The sequence below is a fragment of the Flavobacterium sp. WC2509 genome (assembly GCF_052683105.1).
The window spans coordinates 1,761,676-1,782,929 of the sequence record NZ_JBQZFG010000001.1 but is presented as its reverse complement, the minus strand read 5'-3'; the positions used below and the strand labels follow the sequence as shown (position 1 = coordinate 1,782,929).

Genomic DNA, 21,254 nt, shown 5'->3' with positions numbered 1-21,254 from the left:
AATCTTATATTGCACACAAATAAAATATATTTTTAGTGTATTTTTTTTAAAAAATTAAAAATCTGTTTTATACCTTTAACAAAAAATTATGTAGTGTTGTTAGGGGTTGGCATGGTTTTTAACGTAACTTAGTTTAAAAAATTGATGAATTCTATTGTAAGCTTTATGAAAAGAAATTATAAAATACTCATAGCTGTGGTATGCCTTTCGGTTACCTTATTTGCCTTTAATATAAATTCTAGAAAATCTGTTGATCCAGACAGGGATAAATTACTATTGGAGTTATTGACATTTGTGATTGAGAAAGGACATTATAACCCTGCTGTTATTGATGATAATTTTTCTAAAGGTGTATATAAAGATTATATTTCAGCATTAGATCCTTCTAAACGTTTTTTCTTGCAATCAGATATTAATGAGTTCTCTAAATTTGAATTAGAACTTGATGATCAGTTGACTAACAAAGATTTAACTTTTTTTAATCTTACTTATGATCGTTTGATGCTTCGTATGGATGAAAGCAAGAAAGTATTTAAAGATATTTTAAGTAAGCCATTTAACTATAATATTGATGAGAGTTTTAATGTGGATTATGATAAAGCTCCTTATTCTAAAAATAGTGCGGAATTAGCTGAAAAATGGAGAAAACAAATTAAATTATCTACCCTTTCATCTTATACTGATAAGAAAAAAATGGAAGAAGATAAAAAACTGAAAGATCCAAAATATGTTATGAAAACGGATGCTGTTTTAGAAGCCGAGACTAGAGCAAGCTCTTTGAGTTCTTTGAATGACTCTTTTGGATTTATGAGCGAATTGAAAAGAGATGATTGGTTTACTTTATACATTAACTCAATTATGTCTCGTTTTGATCCACATACAACTTATTTTGCTCCAGAGGAAAAAGAAAGGTTTGATGTAAGTATGAGTGGTAAACTTGAGGGGATTGGAGCCAGATTACAAAAAAAGAATGATTACACAGAAATTTCAGAATTAATATCTGGAGGTCCAGCTTGGAGAGGAAAAAAACTGGAAGCAGGAGATTTAGTGATGAAAGTAGCACAAGGTAATGGAGTGCCAGTAGATGTTGTTGGGATGCGATTGGATGATGTTGTTAAAAAAATTAAAGGACCAAAAGGTTCTGAAGTTCGTTTGACAGTTAAAAAAGTAGATGGAACTATTCAAGTAATTTCAATAATACGTGATATTGTTGAAATCGAAGAAACGTATGCGAAATCAAGTGTGGTTGAAAAGAATGGCAACAAATATGGGGTGATTTATTTGCCTAAATTTTATATCGATTTTGAAAATAAAGATGGTAGAGATGCTGGGAAAGATATCGCACTAGAAGTTGATAGATTGAAAAAAGCGGGTGTAAACGGTATTGTTCTAGATGTTCGTGATGATGGTGGAGGATCTTTGTCTACAGTGGTTGATATTGCTGGTTTGTTTATCGAGCAAGGTCCAATAGTTCAAATAAAATCGGCTGAAAAGAAAAAAGAAATTTTATATGATACTGATAAAAAAATTGAATGGGATGGTCCATTGGTAATAATGGTTAATGAATTTTCGGCGTCAGCTTCTGAGATATTAGCAGCGGCTATTCAAGATTATAAAAGAGGAATCATCATAGGGAGTAAGCAAACTTATGGAAAAGGAACTGTTCAAAATGTGATTGATTTGAATCAATTTGTACGTAATAATGCTGCAGGTGATTTAGGAGCATTAAAAACTACAACTCAAAAATTTTATAGAATCAATGGAGGTTCTACTCAGCTTGAAGGTGTTAGTAGTGATGTGGTTATGCCAGATCGTTATGCTTATTTAAAGATGGGTGAGCGCGATGAAGAAAATGCGATGCCATGGGACAAAATTGATCCAGCTACATATACTGTTTGGAATAAAAATTCAAAATTCGATCAAGCAATTGCTAATAGTAAACAACGAATTAGTAAAAATGAACAATTTCAATTGATCGAAGAGAATGCGAAATGGATTGATAGTAGAAGTAATGAAAATACCTATAGTTTGAATTTTGAAAAATTTAAAATAGCTCAAAATCAAATTGAAGAAGCTGCAAAAAAATACAAACCAATTGTTGAGTATAAAAATAATTTAAAATTTACTTCGTTACCATATGAGTTGGAAGGGTTTACTAAAGATCCAGTTCTGAAAGAAAAGAGAGATAGATGGCATGAAAGTTTAGCAAAAGATATATATGTTGACGAGGCCTTAAATGTACTCGATGATTTGCAAACTAAATCAATTGTAAAAAATACTATTTCGGATAAAAAAGGGAAATTAGTTAAATCTTAATCCTTTTTTAATATTAAAAAAAGCTTCGAATTTCGAAGCTTTTTTTTGCTATTCGTCGTAATTGTTTTGGTTCTGAAAAGATAAAATTATATGACCGCTTTTGTTTAAATACGAATTTACGAATGGTTTTTAAAATGCCATTCTGTGTCTGTAGGTAGGGAAGTATATGAAGCAATATTTGATATGTAGCTAATAACTAGTGAATTGAGACTAGTGTGATTATGAGAGTCAATTGTATTGTAGGTCATACAAAAAATTATAAAACGGTCATGCTTATAATGTGATTCTAGAGTTCTTTTAGTTTTATTACCCTTTAAAAGCAATAAATTAGACTACCATTCATTGACTTTGTTAGCATCCATTTTGATAAAAATGAATAATAAAATTGTAAATCCCCACAGTCCAGATCCTCCGTAAGAAAAGAAAGGTAATGGTACACCAATGGTTGGGAAAACGCCAATGACCATAGCGATATTTACAAAAAAGTGAGTAAATAAAATACCAGCTACACAATAGCCATATACTCTGCTAAATTTAGTTTTTTGTCTTTCTGCAAGATAAATCACTCTAAGAAACAGTCCGGCAAAAAGACCAATTACAACTAAACATCCAACAAATCCCCATTCTTCACCAACGGTTGTAAAAATATAATCAGTATGTTGTTCTGGTACAAAACCTCCTTTGGTTTGTGTTCCTTCAAGAAAGCCTTTGCCTAACCAACCTCCTGAACCTACGGCAATTTCAGACTGGTTGGTATTATAACCAATACCTTTCATATCGACTTCTTTGCCTAATAATATATTAAAACGGTCACGATGATGCTGTTTGAAAACATTTGTGAAAACATAATTTACAGATAAAACAAAGCCTGATATAATTGTAAAAAGAATACCGCTCAAAACAATATTTCTTTCACCAATTCTAGATTTATAATGGACTAGAATAATAACCAAAAGTGATATTAAAATGACATATTCAGGTTCTATAACCAGCGTAAGCACGAACAGCAAAATTGTTATAAATCCTGTCCAGACATACCAAGCAGGTAATCCTTCTCTAAATAAAACAATAATAAAAATACTGTAAATTAAAGCGCTACCAGGGTCAGGCTGAGGTAAAATGAGCATGACCGGTAAAAAAACTATTGCTAATGCCTGTATTTGTCTGTTAGTTTCTTTTAAGTTTATCTGTGTATCGCTGAGGTATTTTGCAATGGCTAATGACGTTGCTGCTTTAGCAAATTCTGAAGGTTGCAATGTAAAACTTCCAAAACCATACCAGCAACGTTGTCCAGCAATTGTTTTTCCGAAAACAAACAGACCTGCAAGAGAAATTAGTGAGACAACAAAGATGATACTGGCATATTTTTCATAAAATTTACCGTCGATGTATAATAAAATAAAAATCATAGGAATTGCCAAAGCAATAAATATCGCTTGCTTTTCATAAGTTCCTTCTGTAGACGATAATGATGAAGAATAAATATTTAACCAACCTAAAAACACAAGTGCTATATAGATAATGATACATATCCAATCAATATTGCTTGATAAACTTTGATTTTTCATTTGATATGAATATATTATTTTTTGGTTTTGGTCGTGTCAATTTTTTTTTGCAAAGCTACTTTTATTTTGCTTTGGGTAATAGAATCTTGTATGCGTAATTGTTTTTTAACGTCTTCCGAAAGCCCACCAAGTTTAGCGTAGCGGCTTTGTAGGCTAATATTTAATACACGTGTTTCTAAATCTGTTCTTGAGATTTTCTTTTTTAAATATTTTTCAATCATTAAGCTGGCAATTGGACCTGCAATAGTTGCTCCAAAACCACCATTTTCGACCAAAACAGCTATTGCAATTTTTGGGTTGTCCTTTGGTGCAAAAGCAACAAATATGGAATGATCCTGCATTTTTGTTCTAACGCCATTAATTTTAGCAAAATTTTCTGCCGTTCCAGTTTTACCACATATATCAATTCCTTCTACTCTAAGAGCATAAGCTGTTCCTCTATTATAAACATCGAATAATCCACTAATCATAGGTGGAAAATATTTTTTATCAATAGTTGTTACGTGTTTTGTCGTAAACTTTGTGTCAATTTGTTCGCCTTTTATCTTTTTAATGATATGGGGAGTGTAATAATAACCCTCATTTGCAACAGCAGACATCATATTAGCCAATTGAATAGGAGTCATTAATACTTCTCCTTGACCAATGGCATTGGATATAATCGTTTTTCCACTATAGCCCCAACCTGGATACATTTTTTTATAAGTTTTTGAAGTAGGGATTTTTCCTTTTCTACCAGTTGGTAAATCGTAACCCATAAATTGACCTAATCCAAAACTTTTAACATGATTACTCCATACATCCACAGCATAAGGAGTCTTTTTATATTTGGCAATAGTTCTCAAATATACATTCGAAAAATAAGCATTACAGGATTTGTAAATCCCAACATGAAGATCTAATACACCACCGCCACAATGGCATTTTTGAAATCGGCCAGGAGCATAATAAAAACCATGATTACAAACAAAAGTAGTTTCCTCGCCAATTACTTCCTCTTGTAATCCAACCAATCCAGTCATAATTTTAAAAGGCGATCCAGGAGGATATTCAGCTAATAATCCTCTATCATAAAGTGGCTTGGCGATAGAATCATGGTATAGTTTTGTGTAGTTCTTAGAACGTTGTCTTCCTACCAAAATCCCAGGATCATAAGAAGGTGCTGTAACAAGAGCCAAAATTTCACCCGTTTTGGGTTCAATGGCAACTATTCCTCCTCGTTTATTTATCATTAATTGTTCTCCGTATTTTTGAATTTCGGAATCAATGGTAAGATTTATATCTTCTCCTTGTTGAGAAATTGTATCGTATTTACCTTCTTTATAAGAGCCAATCTCTCTATTGAATTTGTCTTTTTGAAAATATTTAACTCCTTTTATCCCACGAAGAATTTTTTCATAACTTTCTTCTACGCCTTGTCTTCCAATTAAATCACCACTTTTATAATAATGATTTTTTTCAATAAGTTTTTCATTTGCTTGTGTTATGAAACCAAAAATATTCGCTCCATAATTTACTTCATAATCACGTAAGGAACGTTTTTGAAAATAAAAACCTTCAAATTTTCTGATTTTTTCTTGAAATGCTGCAAATTCATTCTTGTTCAATTGTGCCAAAAATACAGATGGTAATCTTGGACTATATACTCTAGCTTTTTCTATTCTTTTTATAAAATCATCCTTAGTGATATTTAGTAATTTACAAAACTCAAGAGTGTCAGTTTTATTTAACTCTCTTGGTATAACCATGATGTCATAAGAAGGCTGATTAGCAACTAATAAGACGCCATTTCTGTCATAAATATAACCTCTCTCTGGATAATCATATTTTATTTTTATAGCATTATTTTCCGATTTTAGTTTAAAAGAATCGTCAATAATTTGCAAGTAAAAAACACGTATGATTAACAAAGATGCACCAATAATAATTAAAGCTGGCAACAAAACTTTTCTCATCGTTTATTTGGCTTTATTAGGTAAATAAGGATAATACAGGTTAGAATAGTAAATACTGTACTTAAAACTGTTCTAATTAAAATGTCGATAATGAAAGAAATTTCAAAAGATTCTAATAAAAATAATACAGTATTATGTGTGATAACTGATAATAAGATAAAGGTAAATCGTTCTGGCGTTAGTACATCATTAAGTTTGACTGTTTGGTATTCATAACTAAGTCCAAATGAGAATTTAAAAAAAGTAGGTCTCAAATAAGCTAAAAGGACGCATGCAGTAGCATGAACACCTCCTGAGTTACAGAATAAATCCATAATCAATCCTAAAAAAAAGCTGGCGATAAGAAGATTGGCTTTATTCCCGTTTACTGGGTAAAGAATAATAAAAAGAATGTAAGGAAATGCGCTTACATAACCTCCAAAATTCATATTGTTAAAAACTAGAATTTGTAAAGCTAATAAGAGCACAAAACGAAAAATATTCACTAACAACGTGCTATTCATCTTTTCTTTGGTTTTCTAAATTTTTAATCTCTTCGCTGTTTTCTGTTTTTATAATATAGACATGCCCTAAATTGGTCATATCATTAAACAATTTTACATTTATAGTGTAATAATGTGTTTTGTCACCAGGAATGAATATTTTATCAATAGTTCCAATGCCAATGTTTTCTGGGAAAATAACGGATTGTCCACCGGTTACTATGGTGTCACCTTTTCTAATAGATGCTAATCTTGGTACGTCTATCAATTGGACAAAACCAGTATTTTTTCCGTCCCAATTCAAAGTTCCGAAGTGATCTGAATTTTTAATTTTTGCGTTTATTTGTGATTTGGTATTAAGTATACTTATCACAGTAGCATAATTTGTAGAAACATTATCAATAATACCAACTATACCTAAACTATTGATTACTCCCATGTCAGATTTAACTCCGTCTTTTGCTCCGGAATTTAATGTTAAGAAATTTTCATACACATTAAAGGAGTTATGAATTACTTTAGAGACTATAATGTCTTTTGGTAAAACTCCTTTTAGGCTGTCTAAATTAGGGATTTTTGAAGTGTCTTGTGTTTTGAATAATATACTTTTTAAGTTGGCATTCTCTATTGCAAGCTCATTATTTTGCTCTCTTAAATGAAGATACTCTTCTATAGAATTTATTTTTTCATAGACACCACCAGTTAAATAATTAGCAGAACTGATTATTTTACTTCTATGAAAAGAATGAGATTGAATGGTAAGGGATAAAGAAATACCCAAAAGCAGCAAAAACAGTATTCTATTACTGTTTTTTATAATAAATGAAAATATTTGCTGCATTTCTTAACGGTATAATAGTGTTAAATAATTATAAGATTTTGTTAACCTGAGTATTACTTAATTAATATGTTTTTAAATTTTGAAATGTTTTTAAGAGCCATTCCAGTTCCTCTAACTACTGCTCTCAATGGATCCTCAGCAATATAAACTGGTAAATCTGTCTTTTGAGAGATTCTTTTGTCTAGTCCTCTTAACATTGATCCACCACCTGCAAGATAAATACCAGTGTTGTAAATATCGGCTGCTAATTCGGGTGGAGTTTGAGATAAAGTTTCCATTACTGCATCTTCAATTCGTTGAATTGATTTATCCAATGCTTTTGCAATTTCTCTGTAAGATACTTCTACTTGCTTTGGTTTTCCAGTCAACAAATCTCTACCTTGAACCGACATGTCCTCTGGAGGAGTTTCTAAGTTTTCGATAGCGGCACCAATTTGAATTTTTATTTTTTCAGCAGTACTTTCTCCAACAAATAAGTTGTGTTGTGTACGCATGTAATAAACAATGTCATTGGTAAATACATCTCCTGCAATTTTTACAGATTTGTCGCAAACGATTCCGCCTAATGCAATTACAGCAATTTCTGTTGTACCACCACCTATATCTACAATCATGTTTCCTTTTGGTTGCATAATATCAATTCCGATACCAATTGCTGCAGCCATAGGTTCATGTATCAAGTATACTTCTTTACCATTTACTCTTTCACAAGATTCTTTTACCGCTCTCATTTCTACTTCGGTAATTCCCGAAGGTATACAAACAACCATTCTAAGGGCAGGAGTAAACATTCTTTTTTTCAATGCAGGTATGCTTCTTATGAACATACTGATCATTTTTTCAGAAGCATCAAAATCAGCAATTACACCATCTTTTAATGGTCTAATTGTTTTAATGTTTTCATGTGTCTTCCCTTGCATCATATTGGCTTCTTTACCAACTGCAATAATCTTGCCTGATATTCTATCACGCGCCACGATAGATGGACTGTCAATTACGACCTTGTCATTGTGAATGATTAAAGTGTTTGCTGTACCAAGGTCTATCGCAATATCCTCGGTCATGAAATCAAAAAATCCCATATGCCTTTTAGGGGTTAAAAAGTTATAAATAAATTACGCACAAAGTTAAACAAATTAATGTTTAAAATGACGAGTTCCTGTAAATACCATTGCAAGATTGTTCTCATTACAATAATTAATACTCAATTCGTCTTTGATAGATCCTCCTGGTTGAATTACGGCAGTTACTCCTGCTTTTTTAGCTAATTCTACGCAGTCTGGAAAAGGGAAAAAAGCATCACTTGCCATAGAAGCTCCTTCTAAACTAAATCCAAAAACTTTTGCTTTTTCTATGGCTTGTAATAACGCATCTACTCTTGACGTTTGTCCAGTTCCAGAAGAAATTAAAGTTCCATTTTTAGCAAATACGATTGTATTTGATTTAGTATTCTTGCACACTTTTGAAGCAAAAATCAAATCTTCAATTTCTTGCGCTGTAGGTGTTGTTGTAGTAACGGTTTTTAAGTCTGCTTTAGTATCAGTGATATTGTTTCTTTCCTGAATCAACAACCCGTTCAAGCATGTTCTTACCTGTTTTTGAGGTAATTCGACTTCATTTTGAATTAAAATAATTCTATTTTTCTTTTCTTGTAAAATAGCGATTGCCTCAGCATCATAAGATGGAGCGATAACTACTTCGCAAAATAATTTGTTTATTTCATTAGCCGTAGCAACATCTATTGTTGTGTTAGCAATTAATACGCCACCAAAAGCAGAAGTAGGATCACATGCTAATGCAACATTGTAAGCTTCAGAAATAGTTTTTCTTGTAGCTAATCCGCAAGCATTATTGTGTTTTAAAATAGCAAATGTTGGTCCGTCTGTTTTGAATTCGTGAATTAAATTTACAGCGGCATCAACATCAAGTAAGTTGTTGTATGATAATTCTTTTCCGTGAACTTTGGTAAACATAGCTTCAAAATCACCAAAGAAGAATCCTTTTTGATGTGGATTTTCACCATATCGTAATACTTGACCATTTTCTATACTCGCTTTATAGATAGTTTCATCAGTATTAAAATAGTTGAAAATAGCTCCATCATAATGAGAAGATACGTGGAAAGCTTTAGTTGCTAATAATTTTCTGTCTTCTAATGATGTAGCACCATTTTGAGTCGAAATCATATCCAAAAACAAACTGTATTGATCCATAGAAGCAACAATCGCTGTGTCTTTGAAGTTTTTTGCTGCAGCACGGATTAATGAAATTCCACCAATATCTATTTTTTCGATAATATCGCTTTCACTAGCCCCAGAAGCTACAGTTTTTTCAAAAGGATATAAATCAACAATTACCAAATCAATTTGAGGGATTTCATATTCCTTCATTTGTTGTACATCACTTTCGTTGTCTTGACGATTTAGGATTCCTCCAAAAACCTTTGGGTGTAATGTTTTTACTCTTCCACCAAGGATAGAAGGGTAAGAAGTAACATCTTCAACTGGGACTACAGGAATTCCTAAGTTTTTAATAAATTCTTCTGTACCTCCAGTAGAATAAAAAATTACATTTTGTTCGTGTAGTTTTCTAACAATTGGCTCTAGACCCTCTTTTGAAAAGACTGAAATTAATGCTGATTTGATTGTTTTTGTTGTGCTCATCGAGTAGTTAAAATTTTAAAGTGCAAAAATAGTTTTTTTTGATAACATAATTCAATAAAAAACATGTAACAATCTCTTAAAATATTATACCAATTGTTAAATATGTTTTTTTAGGTTTTTGAAATAAAAAGATTGAATTTTACTGTAATAGAAATTTTAAGAATATGCTGGTTTACCTACGATTATTAAAAGAGAGTTTTGGTTTTGCGATGAATGCATTGCGAAGTAATAAACTAAGAACATTGCTTTCTTTGTTGGGGGTTACAATTGGAATATTTTCAATCATAGCAGTACTTGCAGCAGTAGATTCTTTGGATAGAAAAATTTCAAAAGATTTGAGTAGTATGGATAAAAATACTATTTATTTATTAAAATCTCCTTTTGGCGCTTCGGATGTACCACAATGGAAAAGAGAGCAATTCCCTAATGTAAAATATTCTGAATACATTTATTTGAAAAGTGCGATGACGCATACCGACCAATTGGGGTATCGTATATTTACTAGAAGCGAATCTATAAAGTATGGTTCCAATACCGTAAGTTCTGTGCAGATATTACCCGTTTCACATGAATTTATAGATATTGAAGGATTAGAATTTGAAGAAGGAAGATTTTATAATGAATCTGAAGCCAATTCTGGCGCAGCTGTAATTGTGCTAGGGGCGGATGTTGCCAAGTCACTTTTTGAAGATTCTGAACCTATTGGAAAAAATCTACGATTGTATGGACAGCGATTTACAGTTATAGGGGTTTTGAAAAAACAAGGAGCTACTTTTGGAAGCAGTGATGACACAGCGGCTTATATTCCAGTTAATTTTGTTCGAAGATTGTATGGAGATAATAATCCAAATTTAACGAACGTAATTATATTTAAACCCGAAAAGGGAGTTGACATGGAAGAATATAAAGGCGAAATATCACAAAAACTTAGAAATTTCAGAGGATTGAAAGCGGGTGAAATTGATGATTTTTTTATTAATGTTTTTGCAGGATTTTTAGATATTATAGATCAATTTTTAGGAGCTTTACGTTTTGGAGGAATCTGTATAAGTTTTTTTTCTTTTTTAGTTGGCGGTTTTGGTGTTGCTAATATTATGTTTGTTTCTGTAAAAGAACGTACAAATTTAATAGGGATTCAAAAATCATTAGGTGCTAAAAACCGTTTTATATTATTTCAATTTTTATTTGAAGCGATTATTCTTTGTGTAATTGGTGGCTCAATAGGGTTATTATTAGTTTGGATTACATCAATACTTCTTACGAATTTATTAGATTTTGAATTTGTTTTAAGTTTATGGAATGTTTTAATTGGTTCAGGATTATCAATTATTGTTGGGGTTGTGTCTGGTATTATACCAGCTATTGCAGCGTCTAAGTTGGATCCTGTTGAAGCTATTAGAACAGGAATGTAGTATTATATTATTGTAACTTTAGGGTAAATTTGGAGGGATATAAATATTTAATTAGTTTTGGGTAAACATCCAATGATTAAATATTTATAGATGAGCTTTATTTTAAAAAATGTAGATACAGTTGATTCTATTTCTAAAGAGGATTTTAAGAAAAACTATTTAGATAAAAGAAAGCCTTTAATTATAAAAGGATTGACAAATGATTGGCCTGCTCGTGAAAAATGGTCAACAGATTATTTTAAAGAAATAGCAGGTGATATAGAGGTAAAGCTAGTAGATAATTCAAAAGCTGATCCCAACAAACCAATTAATGCGTCTATTGCCAGTATGAAATTTGGCGAATATTTGGATTTAATAAAAAGAGAACCTACGGAATTGCGTATTTTTTTCTTTAATCTGTTTAAACATAGGCCTGAATTAGTTAATGATGTAAAAATACCCAAAGATTTGATGGGCGGTTTTATAGAAAGTATGCCTGCCATGTTTTTTGGCGGATCCAAAGCAATTACTTTTTTGCATTATGACATTGATTTGCCTCACCTTTTTCACACTCACTTCGGAGGTCGTAAACACATTATATTATTTGACAATAAGTGGAAAAAAAGACTTTATTGTATCCCCAATACGACATATGCATTAGAAGATTATGATGTCGCTAATCCAGATTTCGAAAAATTTCCTGCATTAAAAGGGGTAGAAGGTTATGAGGTTTTTCTAGAGCATGGAGATACTTTGTTTATGCCAACAGGAATGTGGCATTGGATGCGGTATATAGATGGTTCTTTTTCATTGACACTTCGTGCATGGGATCGGTCTATTGCTAGAAAAATAGCCAGTGTTTGGAGTCTGTTTATGCATGGAGCTATCGACAGTGCGATAAAAGTAACCTTCAAAGGAAGTTATGCAAAATGGCGAGAAAAACTAGTATTCAAAATTGCTGAAAAGGAACTAAAAAAAGGCAGACCAAGAAACTAAAGGAATTACAGAAGCTTTTAAAGATAGATACAAAACAAAAAATCCCGATTGCTCGGGATTTTTTATTTTTAGAAGTTTAAAAACTATCTAATAGGGTTATTTTGAATTAAATCAAGATATAAATTAATTTTATCTTTTAATTCTTTTCTTGGCGTTATAAAATCTAAGAAACCATGTTCAAGTAGAAATTCTGCAGTTTGAAATCCTTCTGGCAAATCTTTACCAGTAGTGTCTCTTACTACACGTGGTCCAGCGAACCCAATTAATGCACCTGGTTCTGAAATATTGATATCTCCTAACATAGCGTAAGATGCAGTAGTTCCACCGGTAGTTGGGTCAGTACAAAGAGAAATGTAAGGGAGTTTTGCTTCCGAAAGTTGCGCTAGTTTTACAGATGTTTTTGCTAATTGCATCAAAGAATAAGCAGCTTCCATCATTCTGGCTCCTCCTGATTTGGATATCATTACAAAAGGTAACTTGTTTTTTATAGCGTGATCAATTCCTCTTGCGATTTTTTCTCCAACTACAGCTCCCATAGATCCACCAATAAAGGCAAAATCCATACAGCAAATTACTACTTCTTTTCCTTTTGATTTTCCAACTCCAGTACGAACAGCATCTTTGAGTTTTGTTTTTTCCATGACATCTTTTAATCGATCTGCATATTTTTTTGTATCAACAAAATGCAAAGGATCTTTTGAAGTCATGTTTTTGTCTAATTCAACAAATTCATTATTGTCGAATAAAATATCAAAATAGGCTTCACTTCCAATTCTAACATGGAAACCATCTTCGGGACTTACAAATAAATTTCGAGCCAATTCATCAGCATCAATAATTTTCCCAGTAGGAGATTTGTACCAAAGTCCTTTTGGAATATCCATTTTGTCTTCGGTAGCCGTAGTGATTCCTTTTTCTTTTCTTTTAAACCAAGCCATTTGTATAGTATTCAGTGTTCAGTAATCAAGTATTCAGTGTTTAGTAATCAGTTTTTAGTGTTCAATACCAGTTTGAGAACTGAACACTAAAAAACTGAAAACTGATCACTTTTTTATAGTGTATTCACATTATTTAAGTCAGCAAATGCTTGTTCCAATCTTGCATTGAAAGTTGATTCTCCTTCACGTAACCATTTTCTTGGGTCGTAGTGTTTTTTATTTGGAGAGTCTGCACCAGTTGGGTTTCCAATTTGAGTTTTAAGGTAGTCAATGTTGTTAACCATAAAATCACGGATACCTTCTGTAAATGCAAATTGCAAATCAGTATCAATATTCATTTTGATAACACCGTAGCTAATTCCTTCTCTAATTTCTTCTAATGTAGAACCAGATCCTCCGTGGAAAACAAAATCAACAGGATTTGATCCAGTTTTGAATTTATCTTGTACGTAATCTTGAGAATTTTTTAAGATTTTTGGAGTTAATTTTACGTTACCTGGTTTGTAAACACCATGAACGTTTCCAAAAGCTGCAGCAATTGTAAATCTTGGGCTAACTTTAGAAAGTTCTTCGTAAGCATAAGCTACTTCTTCAGGTTGAGTATATAATTTTGAACTATCTACATCAGAGTTGTCTACACCGTCTTCTTCACCACCTGTGATTCCAAGTTCGATTTCTAGAGTCATTCCCATTTTGCTCATTCTTTCTAAATAACCTTTACAGATTTCGATGTTCTCTTCGATAGGCTCTTCAGATAAATCGATCATGTGAGAAGAGAATAATGGTTTTCCAGTTGCAGCAAAATGTACTTCTGAAGCATCTAATAATCCGTCAATCCAAGGTAATAATTTTTTAGCGCAGTGGTCAGTATGCAAAATAACAGTTGCTCCGTAAGCTTCTGCTAATGTATGAATGTGTTTTGCTCCAGCAATACCACCAGCAATAGCGGCTTTTTCTCCAGCGTTAGAAAGTCCTTTTCCAGCGTTAAATTGTGCTCCACCATTAGAGAATTGAATGATAACTGGTGCATTTAATTTAGCAGCAGTTTCTAGTACTCCATTAATGGTATCAGATCCAATAACATTTACTGCAGGTAGTGCAAAACCTTTTTCTTTTGCATAACTAAATATTTCTTGAACTTGATCGCCTGTCGCTACTCCGGGTTTAATATTGTGTGCCATTTTTGTTTCTTTTAAATTGTTTATTTGGTTTAAGTTTGCAAAAATAAGAATTAATTAGCATTTAAAAAGGGTAATTGATCCCAAAATTAAGTACAGAGTTTGCGAAATTATATTGTGTAAACCATCTTTCCCCTATTTCCTTGGCAGGATTGTAGGTTTTAAATCCGATATCGAACCTTATAACAAAGAAACTTAAATCATATCGAACTCCAAAACCTGTTCCTAAAGCGATTTCGCTTAAGTCTTTTATACTATCAAATTTTGCTGATTCGTAGGTAACGGCGTCAAGTACGTTCCAAATATTTCCTGCATCTGCAAATAAAGCACCGCCCCATTTACCTGCAATTGAAAAACGGTATTCTCCACTAAATGCAATTTTCATATTGGCTTCGTTAAAATCATTGGAAAAAGAACTGCTTCCTGGTCCAAGATTATAAGGTTGCCATGCTCTGTTGTCATTAGATCCTCCTGCAAAATAACTCTTTGTAAACGGAACTGAATTTGAATTTCCGTAAGGTACCGCAATACCAAAAAAGGAACGCATGGCAAATATGCCCGATTTACCTAAACTCCAATGTTTAATAAAATCAAATTCTGTTTTTATATATTCGGAATATTCTAAATTAAAAATCTCATAATTTCCGTTTTGATTTTTAGGAATATTTCCAATGGAAGATATTGCGGATAATAGAGTTCCCGCAGATTCTATTTTTGTTCTAAATGTATAAAAATCATTATCCTGCAGGTTTCTTTTACTCGTTTTTGTAAAGCCAAAACTGGTAGCCAAGATAAAATCATTATCTGTTAGTCGTATTCTTTGTTGTTCAATACTATTTACATTTTGAAAATCAGGGTTGCTTGGTGTTAATGCAGTTTGACCTGTTAGAACATCATTTGTAAAGCCAGTTGTTCCACTTTCGATAATCAAATTTCCGTTGGTGTCAACATAGGTTGGGTTTGTGTTATAGGTTTTAGCAATATCATTTAAAGCATCATAAGAACTGGTGTAAACATTGAAATAGTTTTCAGGATTTAGATTTCGAACAAATTGAAAATTTAAAAGATCCAATCGAGTGGTTGTATTTTTCTTTGGTGTCCAATTGTATGAAAACGATCCCGTAAAATTTTCTTTATCCAGTCCAATGTTAGTTTGCTTGGATAGTCCAAGACTTACTACAGTAGAAGGAAGCATGCTTTTTGGAATTATTTTTTCCGTTTTCACGGGAAATAATACCCGAGGAAAGTTTAATTTCGCATCTATACCATATTCGGATACATTAAAGAAGCTGTCTTTTGAATTTGCGATATCATTCGATGCTCCAATATTCCCTCTAGCTGAAAGTTCTAATGTTTCGGCACCATTAAATACATTTCGTATTGTTTCGGTGATGCTTCCGGTAATTCCAAAATCTTCTATATTAGAATGTGTGAAATCTAAAGTATAGCCAAAACTGTATTTTTTTCTTGGTGTTAAATAAATTTTGGCAACCAAGGATTGAGCAGTCGTATCTTTTTTATCCACTTCATACTGAATGGTTGGGTAATTAAATGTCCTTAGATTAGTTAAATATCTAGTAGATAAAACGGTTTTGGTATCACTAAAGTTATCTCCTTTATTGATGAATACAGCATCGGTGATAGCGTGTGGTGTATATTTTATTTTTTGAAAACCATATAAGGTCATATTGTTATAAGTTACGCTATCCTTAACAGGCTGATTGTGATTTGCTGCTGAATAATCAGTGTAAATTTGAACATCACTAATCTTATATATTTTAAAAGGCTCAGTTTTAGTAGAATCATTTTCCTGATAAGAATAATTCTCAATGTTTAAAAGTACAGATGCCTTGTCTTTTTTATTAATTGTATCGATATCAAAATTAATATAGTTGGACTGAAAGCGATAAGCTCCATGGTCTCTAAAATATGTTGTAATATGGTTTTTTTCATTTTCAAAATCCTCTGTTTTAAATTGTTTTCCAATAGTGAGTTGGGAACGCATTTTTTTGTAAAGAGAATCTAAAGCAGGAGTTTTTATTTTGGTTTTTAATGTGTCTATAAAATAAGGATTTCCTGTAGTTAAAAAGTATGATATTTGGGCTTTTTTAGGAGATAATGAATCTAGTTTATAGGATGCTTTAATGTTAAAATAACCATTGTTAAAATAATAACTTCTAATTCTTGCCAATGATTTTTTAGCTTTTAAAGTATCCGCTATTACAGGTGCTTCCCCAGTTTCTTTCAGAAAATTATGAATGCCAAGATACCAAAATGATTTACGAAGTCCTTCAATTTGTTTTGCAGAAAGCCATTTAACCTCTCGGTCATATTTCTTTTTGTTGTTTAAATATTTTAAATTAAAAGTAGAATCAGGGTTTGGGTTGGCCAAATTATAAATATTCAACAACATTCGGTATCCCAGCAAGCTAGAGTTAGGCTGTTGGTATAATTGATCGTTTACGTTTTGGTTTTTGAGTATTTTGTCATTCTCAAAGATTTCGTTTTTGACTAGAAGTTGTTTTTTGGCAGGAACTCTTTTTTCTGAATTACAAGCGTAGAAAAAAGCGCTAATTAGGATAAATAATGATATTTTTGCAACATTCTTTTTCTTTCTAAAAAGTATGGATTGCTTAAAATCTTCAGCAAATCCATTTTTTATTTTAAAAGAAAAAAACCATTTATTCATGTAGGTTAGTGTTATAGAATATTTAATTCAAAAGTACATTTTTTATGCTTAGTAAAAACCAAATAAAGCTGATATCTAGTTTGCAACAAAAAAAATATCGATTTGCTAATCAATTGTTTTTTGCTGAGGGTGCAAAAGTAATTCAAGAATTAGTAAAATCAAATTTTGAACTGGAACATCTTTATACAACTCAAAATAATTTTGAAGAGATTACTTCTGATAAGAGAACTATTATTGATCAAAATGAATTGAATAAAATAAGCGCTTTGAATACGCCGAATAATTGTTTGGCAGTATTCAAAATTCCTTTAGAATCTAATATCGTTGAATCAGGATTGGTTCTTGCTCTCGATTCTGTTAGAGATCCTGGTAATATGGGAACCATTCTCCGATTGTGTGATTGGTTTGGAATTCAGCAGTTGGTTTGCTCTAAAGAAACAGTTGATATTTATAATCCGAAAGTTGTTCAAGCTACTATGGGGTCTATCGCTAGAGTAAATGTTAATTATGTCGATTTAGATGCTTTTCTTGGAAAAACTAAATTGCCAGTTTTTGGAACATTTATGGACAGTGATAACATTTACAAAACAACTTTACCTCAAGAAGGTATTATTGTTATGGGAAATGAAGCAAACGGAATTTCAGAAAGTATAGAAAAATTAATTACAAAAAGAATTACCATTCCTCGTTTTGGAGCACTTCAAATTACCGAGAGCTTAAATGTCGCGACAGCCACAGCAATTATTTTAAGCGAATTTAGAAGACAAAATTAAAGCTTAATGGAAGGTGAAATTAATTAAAATCGCTCTCGATTTCATAGATTCTATATTGCCAGTCCAAGGGCTGTTCGGGTCTTTATCACGAATTAATTCGTCTGAAATTCCAAATTGCCCTCTAATAGAAGGGGAAAATATAAAATACTCCGAAAAAATATCAATACCAATTCCTAATTCATAATTGGTAGTCCATGTTTTTACTCTAAATCGTTCTTCAAGATTGTCATCGATAGATTTAGCATTACTGGATAAATTTAAATTTGCAGAAACACCTCCCAATAAATAAGGTCGGACATTTCCTGTTCTAAGCGCTGAAAATTTTAATAACAACGGGAAGTTAATATAGGTGCTGTTTACTTCTCTTATAGCATCGCTGCGAGAGTCAAAAGCTGCGTTTGGAGGATAATGTAAAGTTCTATCCGAATAATAAAGTCCCGGTTCAAATCGTAAGTCTAAATATTCTTGCAGTCTAAAGTTAGTTACTAGTCCGACATTGAATCCTCCTGATTTGTCTACTTGTATATCGGGTCCTACAGTTTTATAGTCAATTTTGAAATCATAGTTGTTAAATCCTAAGAAAAAACCAAAATAGAGTCTTTTCTTTTGCCAGTTTTCAAGGTTTATTATCGGATCCTTGCCAAAAATACTTTTAGAATTTTGGGAATTTCCTTTTATGGCAATGCTTAATAGGATTAGTACAATTATTTTTTTCATATTTATGCTAAATATTTCAGTATTATTTTTTTGAAGCAGAGTAGATAGTTGCAACGCCAAATGTTTGAGGCATAGCATTTACCATTATAAACCCAGTTTTTTTCAAAATATTGTTTAAAGCTTCTCCATAAGGGAATGCAGCGGCTGATTCAGATAGATATTCGTAAGCCACATCATCTTTTGAAAATAATTTTCCAATCAATGGTAAGATGTTTTTGCTATAAAAGTTGTACCCTTGTTTATATGGTGTTTTGTCTGGAACAGAAGTTTCTAGAATAACAAATATTCCGCCTGGTTTTAAAACTCTTAATATTTCAGTAAGTCCTTTCTCTAGATGTTCAAAATTTCTAACCCCGAAAGCTACGGTTATAGCATCAAAAAAATTGTCCTCAAAAGGCATGTTTTCAGAATCTGCTAATACCATTTCGATAGTCTGTGAGAGATTTTTTTCTTGAATTTTTTTAGTGCCTATTTCAAGCATTCCTGCCGAGATGTCTAGACCAATAATTTTTTTGGCTTTGGTTTGTGCCATCAAAATAGCAAGATCCCCAGTTCCAGTAGCAATATCTAATATGGTTTGGGGATTAGTTTTAGCAACCAATTGCAAAACTTTTTTTCTCCATTTAACATCGATTCCAAATGAAATAACACGGTTAAGGTTGTCATAGTTTCCAGAAATGGTGTCAAACATTTGAGCAACTTGTTCTTTTTTACTAAGTGAAGAGTCTTTATAAGGGGTGATTTCTTTTGGCATTTTTTTAATTTCTACAAATATAAACAAACTGTATAAACTATAAATGTGTTTTTTCTGTCAATCAAAATTTTATTCGATTATCGTTTTCGAAAGAAAAACTCATTTCAGCGTGAATAGCATTTTAAAAGTGAGAATAATTGAAATATCACTAAAAGTGGGTATTGTGGAAACTGTTTTTATTGCGGATGTTTGTACTTTAAAATTTAAATATTTTTAAAATGATTAGACGGGAACTAATGACCCAAACCAAATGGATGCTTCTTGCGCTATTTATCTCATTTGTTCTTGTATTGTTTTTTGAAGGTACCGTCACTAGTGGCAGTATTATTTTAAAAGCGCAAAATACGTTCTTAGGATTAAATTTGTTTTTGGAAATTTTAATTTTCTTCGCCTTTAGTACCTTCGTGGTATTTGGTACTAAAGGTTTTTTTGAGTTGTACTCTCAAAAATCATCAAATTATATTGTCTTCATATCGGGGATGATATTAATAGTTGTGATTTGTATATTATGTTATCAAATTGTAGTACAAGAATAGGTCCTTCCGCTAATCATTTAAAAAAAGCATCCCAGTCATGGGATGCTTTTTTATTTTTATTCATTTGCCTTTTTAATATAAATTATACTTTGACAAATGTTTGGTAAGTATACGCAAATTGATGTTTTTCGTCAATGGGGTTTAGTTCGGTTTGAATTTCTTTCCACTTATTGGAATCGATTTCTGGAAAAAAGGTATCGGCTTCAAAACTATGGTGTACTTTGGTTATTTCAAGTTTATCAGCAAAAGGAAGTGCTAAATTATAGATTTCCCCCCCACCAATTATAAAGGAAGTTTCACTTTCTGGACAAACGGCAATAGCTTTTTCAATACTATCCACTACAATGCAATCTGTTGGGTTGTAATCTTTTTGTCGGGTTATTATAACATGTGTTCTATTAGGAAGAGGTTTTGGAAAGCTTTCAAATGTTTTTCTTCCCATTATTATATGATGACCAGTAGTTAGTGATTTAAATCTTTTGAAATCATTAGGCAAATGCCAAACTAATTCGTTATTCTTTCCTAATGCATTGTTTTCTGCAACTGCAGCAATCATAATGATCATATTTTAGTATTTATTTAGAATTATTCTCTTCAATTTTGGATTCTAATTGAGTTATCTTTTTTTTTTGTAAAGCTACAAGTCGCTCTATTTGATCTTTTTCCCAATATTTATTCATGAATCTGTCGGTTATAAAAACCTTTATAAAGTGCAATACAAAAATAAATAGCCATGCAGCAATAATCCAAATAGACCAATTTAACTCAATTGCAGTTTCAAAAAAATATACTGCAATAAATAAAAATATACTACACAGTGCAAAGAAAACAAAATGGTAGTATAATCTTTTTTTTTGTTTTATACGGTTTCTCGCATATTCATATTGTTCGTATAATTCATTTTCCATAATGTGAAATTTTGCTTCTAAAGATAAAATTTATTTTCAAATGTAACAATTTTGGCTATGGAATATTTAAACTGAAATCGTTTCCTAATATTGAAATTAGTATTTATAGTATTCAATTTTTTTCAATAATAAAAAAAAAGTATAGTTTTTTGTTAATATACTAAAAATGAGGCTCTTTGTTTATGTTTAAAATTATTTTACTTACTTTGTTATAACATTAAAAATTAAATAGTTATGTCTGTAAAAAAACAATTTATAAAAACGAAGCCTGTTTGTAAAGTTACTTTTTCTTTAGAAGCAAAAGAGGCTAATCAAGTGTCTGTAATTGGTGACTTTAATGATTGGAAAGTTGAAGAAGGTGCTTTAGGTAAATTGAAAAATGGTACTTTTAAAGGCACTTTCGAATTACCAAAAGACACAACATATGAATATAAATATGTAGTCGATGGTGTTTATGTGAATGAGCCAGAGGCAGAAGCTTTAAAATGGAATGATTTTGCAGGGGCTGAAAATAGTGTATTAACAGTATAGCATGAAAAAATCCGCTCA

General features: G+C 31.7%; 18 protein-coding genes. 5 read left to right on the top strand and 13 right to left on the bottom strand.

The genetic code is table 11. The annotated features are described in order from the left end of the window. Positions 1-144: 144 nt before the first annotated feature. Positions 145-2,316 carry a carboxy terminal-processing peptidase gene (locus ACUN3A_RS07410; RefSeq protein WP_445550672.1) on the top strand — a complete coding sequence of 724 codons (2,172 nt, stop codon included), beginning with the start codon at positions 145-147 and terminating at the stop codon, positions 2,314-2,316. 332 nt (positions 2,317-2,648) lie between these two features. Here the strand turns inward: ACUN3A_RS07410 and rodA are convergent, their stop codons facing one another. The 6 genes from rodA to purH are packed head-to-tail and all read right to left on the bottom strand — an operon-like array spanning position 2,649 to position 9,825. Further along, positions 2,649-3,884: a rod shape-determining protein RodA gene (rodA, locus tag ACUN3A_RS07405; protein ID WP_445550671.1), complete on the bottom strand. Its 1,236-nt coding sequence runs from the start codon at positions 3,882-3,884 to the stop codon at positions 2,649-2,651. A 14-nt stretch (positions 3,885-3,898) separates the two neighbouring features. Next, positions 3,899-5,839: a penicillin-binding protein 2 gene (gene mrdA, locus ACUN3A_RS07400; RefSeq protein ID WP_445550670.1), complete on the bottom strand. Its 1,941-nt coding sequence runs from the start codon at positions 5,837-5,839 to the stop codon at positions 3,899-3,901. Beyond that, complete coding sequence (locus ACUN3A_RS07395; protein ID WP_445550669.1) at positions 5,836-6,342, bottom strand: rod shape-determining protein MreD; 507 nt, start codon at positions 6,340-6,342, stop codon at positions 5,836-5,838. Before ACUN3A_RS07395 ends, mrdA begins: the two co-directional genes overlap by 4 nt. Beyond that, positions 6,335-7,162: a rod shape-determining protein MreC gene (mreC, locus tag ACUN3A_RS07390; protein WP_445550668.1), complete on the bottom strand. Its 828-nt coding sequence runs from the start codon at positions 7,160-7,162 to the stop codon at positions 6,335-6,337. Before mreC ends, ACUN3A_RS07395 begins: the two co-directional genes overlap by 8 nt. Before the next feature lie 53 nt (positions 7,163-7,215). Continuing rightward, entirely contained in the window at positions 7,216-8,244 is a 1,029-nt protein-coding gene (locus ACUN3A_RS07385) for a rod shape-determining protein (RefSeq protein WP_445550667.1), read from the bottom strand. 54 nt (positions 8,245-8,298) lie between these two features. Then, positions 8,299-9,825, bottom strand: a complete 1,527-nt coding sequence (purH, locus tag ACUN3A_RS07380) for a bifunctional phosphoribosylaminoimidazolecarboxamide formyltransferase/IMP cyclohydrolase (RefSeq protein WP_445550666.1) — start codon at positions 9,823-9,825, stop codon at positions 8,299-8,301. A 164-nt stretch (positions 9,826-9,989) separates the two neighbouring features. Here purH and ACUN3A_RS07375 point away from each other — a divergent pair, with 164 nt between their 5' ends. Both ACUN3A_RS07375 and ACUN3A_RS07370 read left to right on the top strand, forming a co-directional pair. Further along, positions 9,990-11,237 carry an ABC transporter permease gene (locus ACUN3A_RS07375; RefSeq protein WP_445550665.1) on the top strand — a complete coding sequence of 416 codons (1,248 nt, stop codon included), beginning with the start codon at positions 9,990-9,992 and terminating at the stop codon, positions 11,235-11,237. Between the two features lie 90 nt (positions 11,238-11,327). After that, a complete protein-coding gene (locus tag ACUN3A_RS07370; protein WP_445550664.1) occupies positions 11,328-12,212 on the top strand; it encodes a cupin-like domain-containing protein in 885 nt (294 codons plus the stop codon). Positions 12,213-12,295: 83 nt separating this feature from the next. Here ACUN3A_RS07370 and accD read toward each other — a convergent pair whose 3' ends face one another. From accD to tamL, 3 genes are all read right to left on the bottom strand, one after another. Further along, positions 12,296-13,150 carry an acetyl-CoA carboxylase, carboxyltransferase subunit beta gene (gene accD / locus ACUN3A_RS07365; protein WP_445550663.1) on the bottom strand — a complete coding sequence of 285 codons (855 nt, stop codon included), beginning with the start codon at positions 13,148-13,150 and terminating at the stop codon, positions 12,296-12,298. 113 nt (positions 13,151-13,263) lie between these two features. Beyond that, positions 13,264-14,331, bottom strand: a complete 1,068-nt coding sequence (fbaA, locus tag ACUN3A_RS07360) for a class II fructose-bisphosphate aldolase (protein ID WP_445550662.1) — start codon at positions 14,329-14,331, stop codon at positions 13,264-13,266. 61 nt (positions 14,332-14,392) lie between these two features. Continuing rightward, the gene (gene tamL, locus ACUN3A_RS07355) at positions 14,393-17,017 is read right to left on the bottom strand and encodes a translocation and assembly module lipoprotein TamL (RefSeq protein WP_445550661.1); all 2,625 of its coding nucleotides are present in this window, start codon (positions 17,015-17,017) and stop codon (positions 14,393-14,395) included. A 44-nt stretch (positions 17,018-17,061) separates the two neighbouring features. On the opposite strand from tamL, the gene ACUN3A_RS07350 reads away from it, so the two are divergent. After that, positions 17,062-17,790, top strand: a complete 729-nt coding sequence (locus ACUN3A_RS07350; protein WP_445550660.1) for a TrmH family RNA methyltransferase — start codon at positions 17,062-17,064, stop codon at positions 17,788-17,790. A gap of 3 nt (positions 17,791-17,793) precedes the next feature. On the opposite strand, the gene porT is transcribed toward ACUN3A_RS07350, so the two are convergent. The 4 genes from porT to ACUN3A_RS07330 all read right to left on the bottom strand — a co-directional run bounded on the left by porT (position 17,794) and on the right by ACUN3A_RS07330 (position 20,705). Then, on the bottom strand, positions 17,794-18,507 hold the full coding sequence (porT, locus tag ACUN3A_RS07345) for a type IX secretion/gliding motility protein PorT/SprT (protein WP_445550659.1): 714 nt from the start codon (positions 18,505-18,507) through the stop codon (positions 17,794-17,796). Positions 18,508-18,529: 22 nt separating this feature from the next. Continuing rightward, positions 18,530-19,261, bottom strand: a complete 732-nt coding sequence (gene ubiE / locus ACUN3A_RS07340) for a bifunctional demethylmenaquinone methyltransferase/2-methoxy-6-polyprenyl-1,4-benzoquinol methylase UbiE (RefSeq protein ID WP_445550658.1) — start codon at positions 19,259-19,261, stop codon at positions 18,530-18,532. Between the two features lie 618 nt (positions 19,262-19,879). Beyond that, positions 19,880-20,362: a dihydrofolate reductase gene (locus ACUN3A_RS07335; protein WP_445550657.1), complete on the bottom strand. Its 483-nt coding sequence runs from the start codon at positions 20,360-20,362 to the stop codon at positions 19,880-19,882. Between the two features lie 10 nt (positions 20,363-20,372). After that, the gene (locus tag ACUN3A_RS07330) at positions 20,373-20,705 is read right to left on the bottom strand and encodes a 2TM domain-containing protein (RefSeq protein WP_445550656.1); all 333 of its coding nucleotides are present in this window, start codon (positions 20,703-20,705) and stop codon (positions 20,373-20,375) included. Positions 20,706-20,939: 234 nt separating this feature from the next. Between ACUN3A_RS07330 and ACUN3A_RS07325 the strand changes: the two genes are divergently transcribed. Next, positions 20,940-21,236 carry an isoamylase early set domain-containing protein gene (locus tag ACUN3A_RS07325; protein WP_445550655.1) on the top strand — a complete coding sequence of 99 codons (297 nt, stop codon included), beginning with the start codon at positions 20,940-20,942 and terminating at the stop codon, positions 21,234-21,236. Positions 21,237-21,254 lie beyond the last annotated feature (18 nt).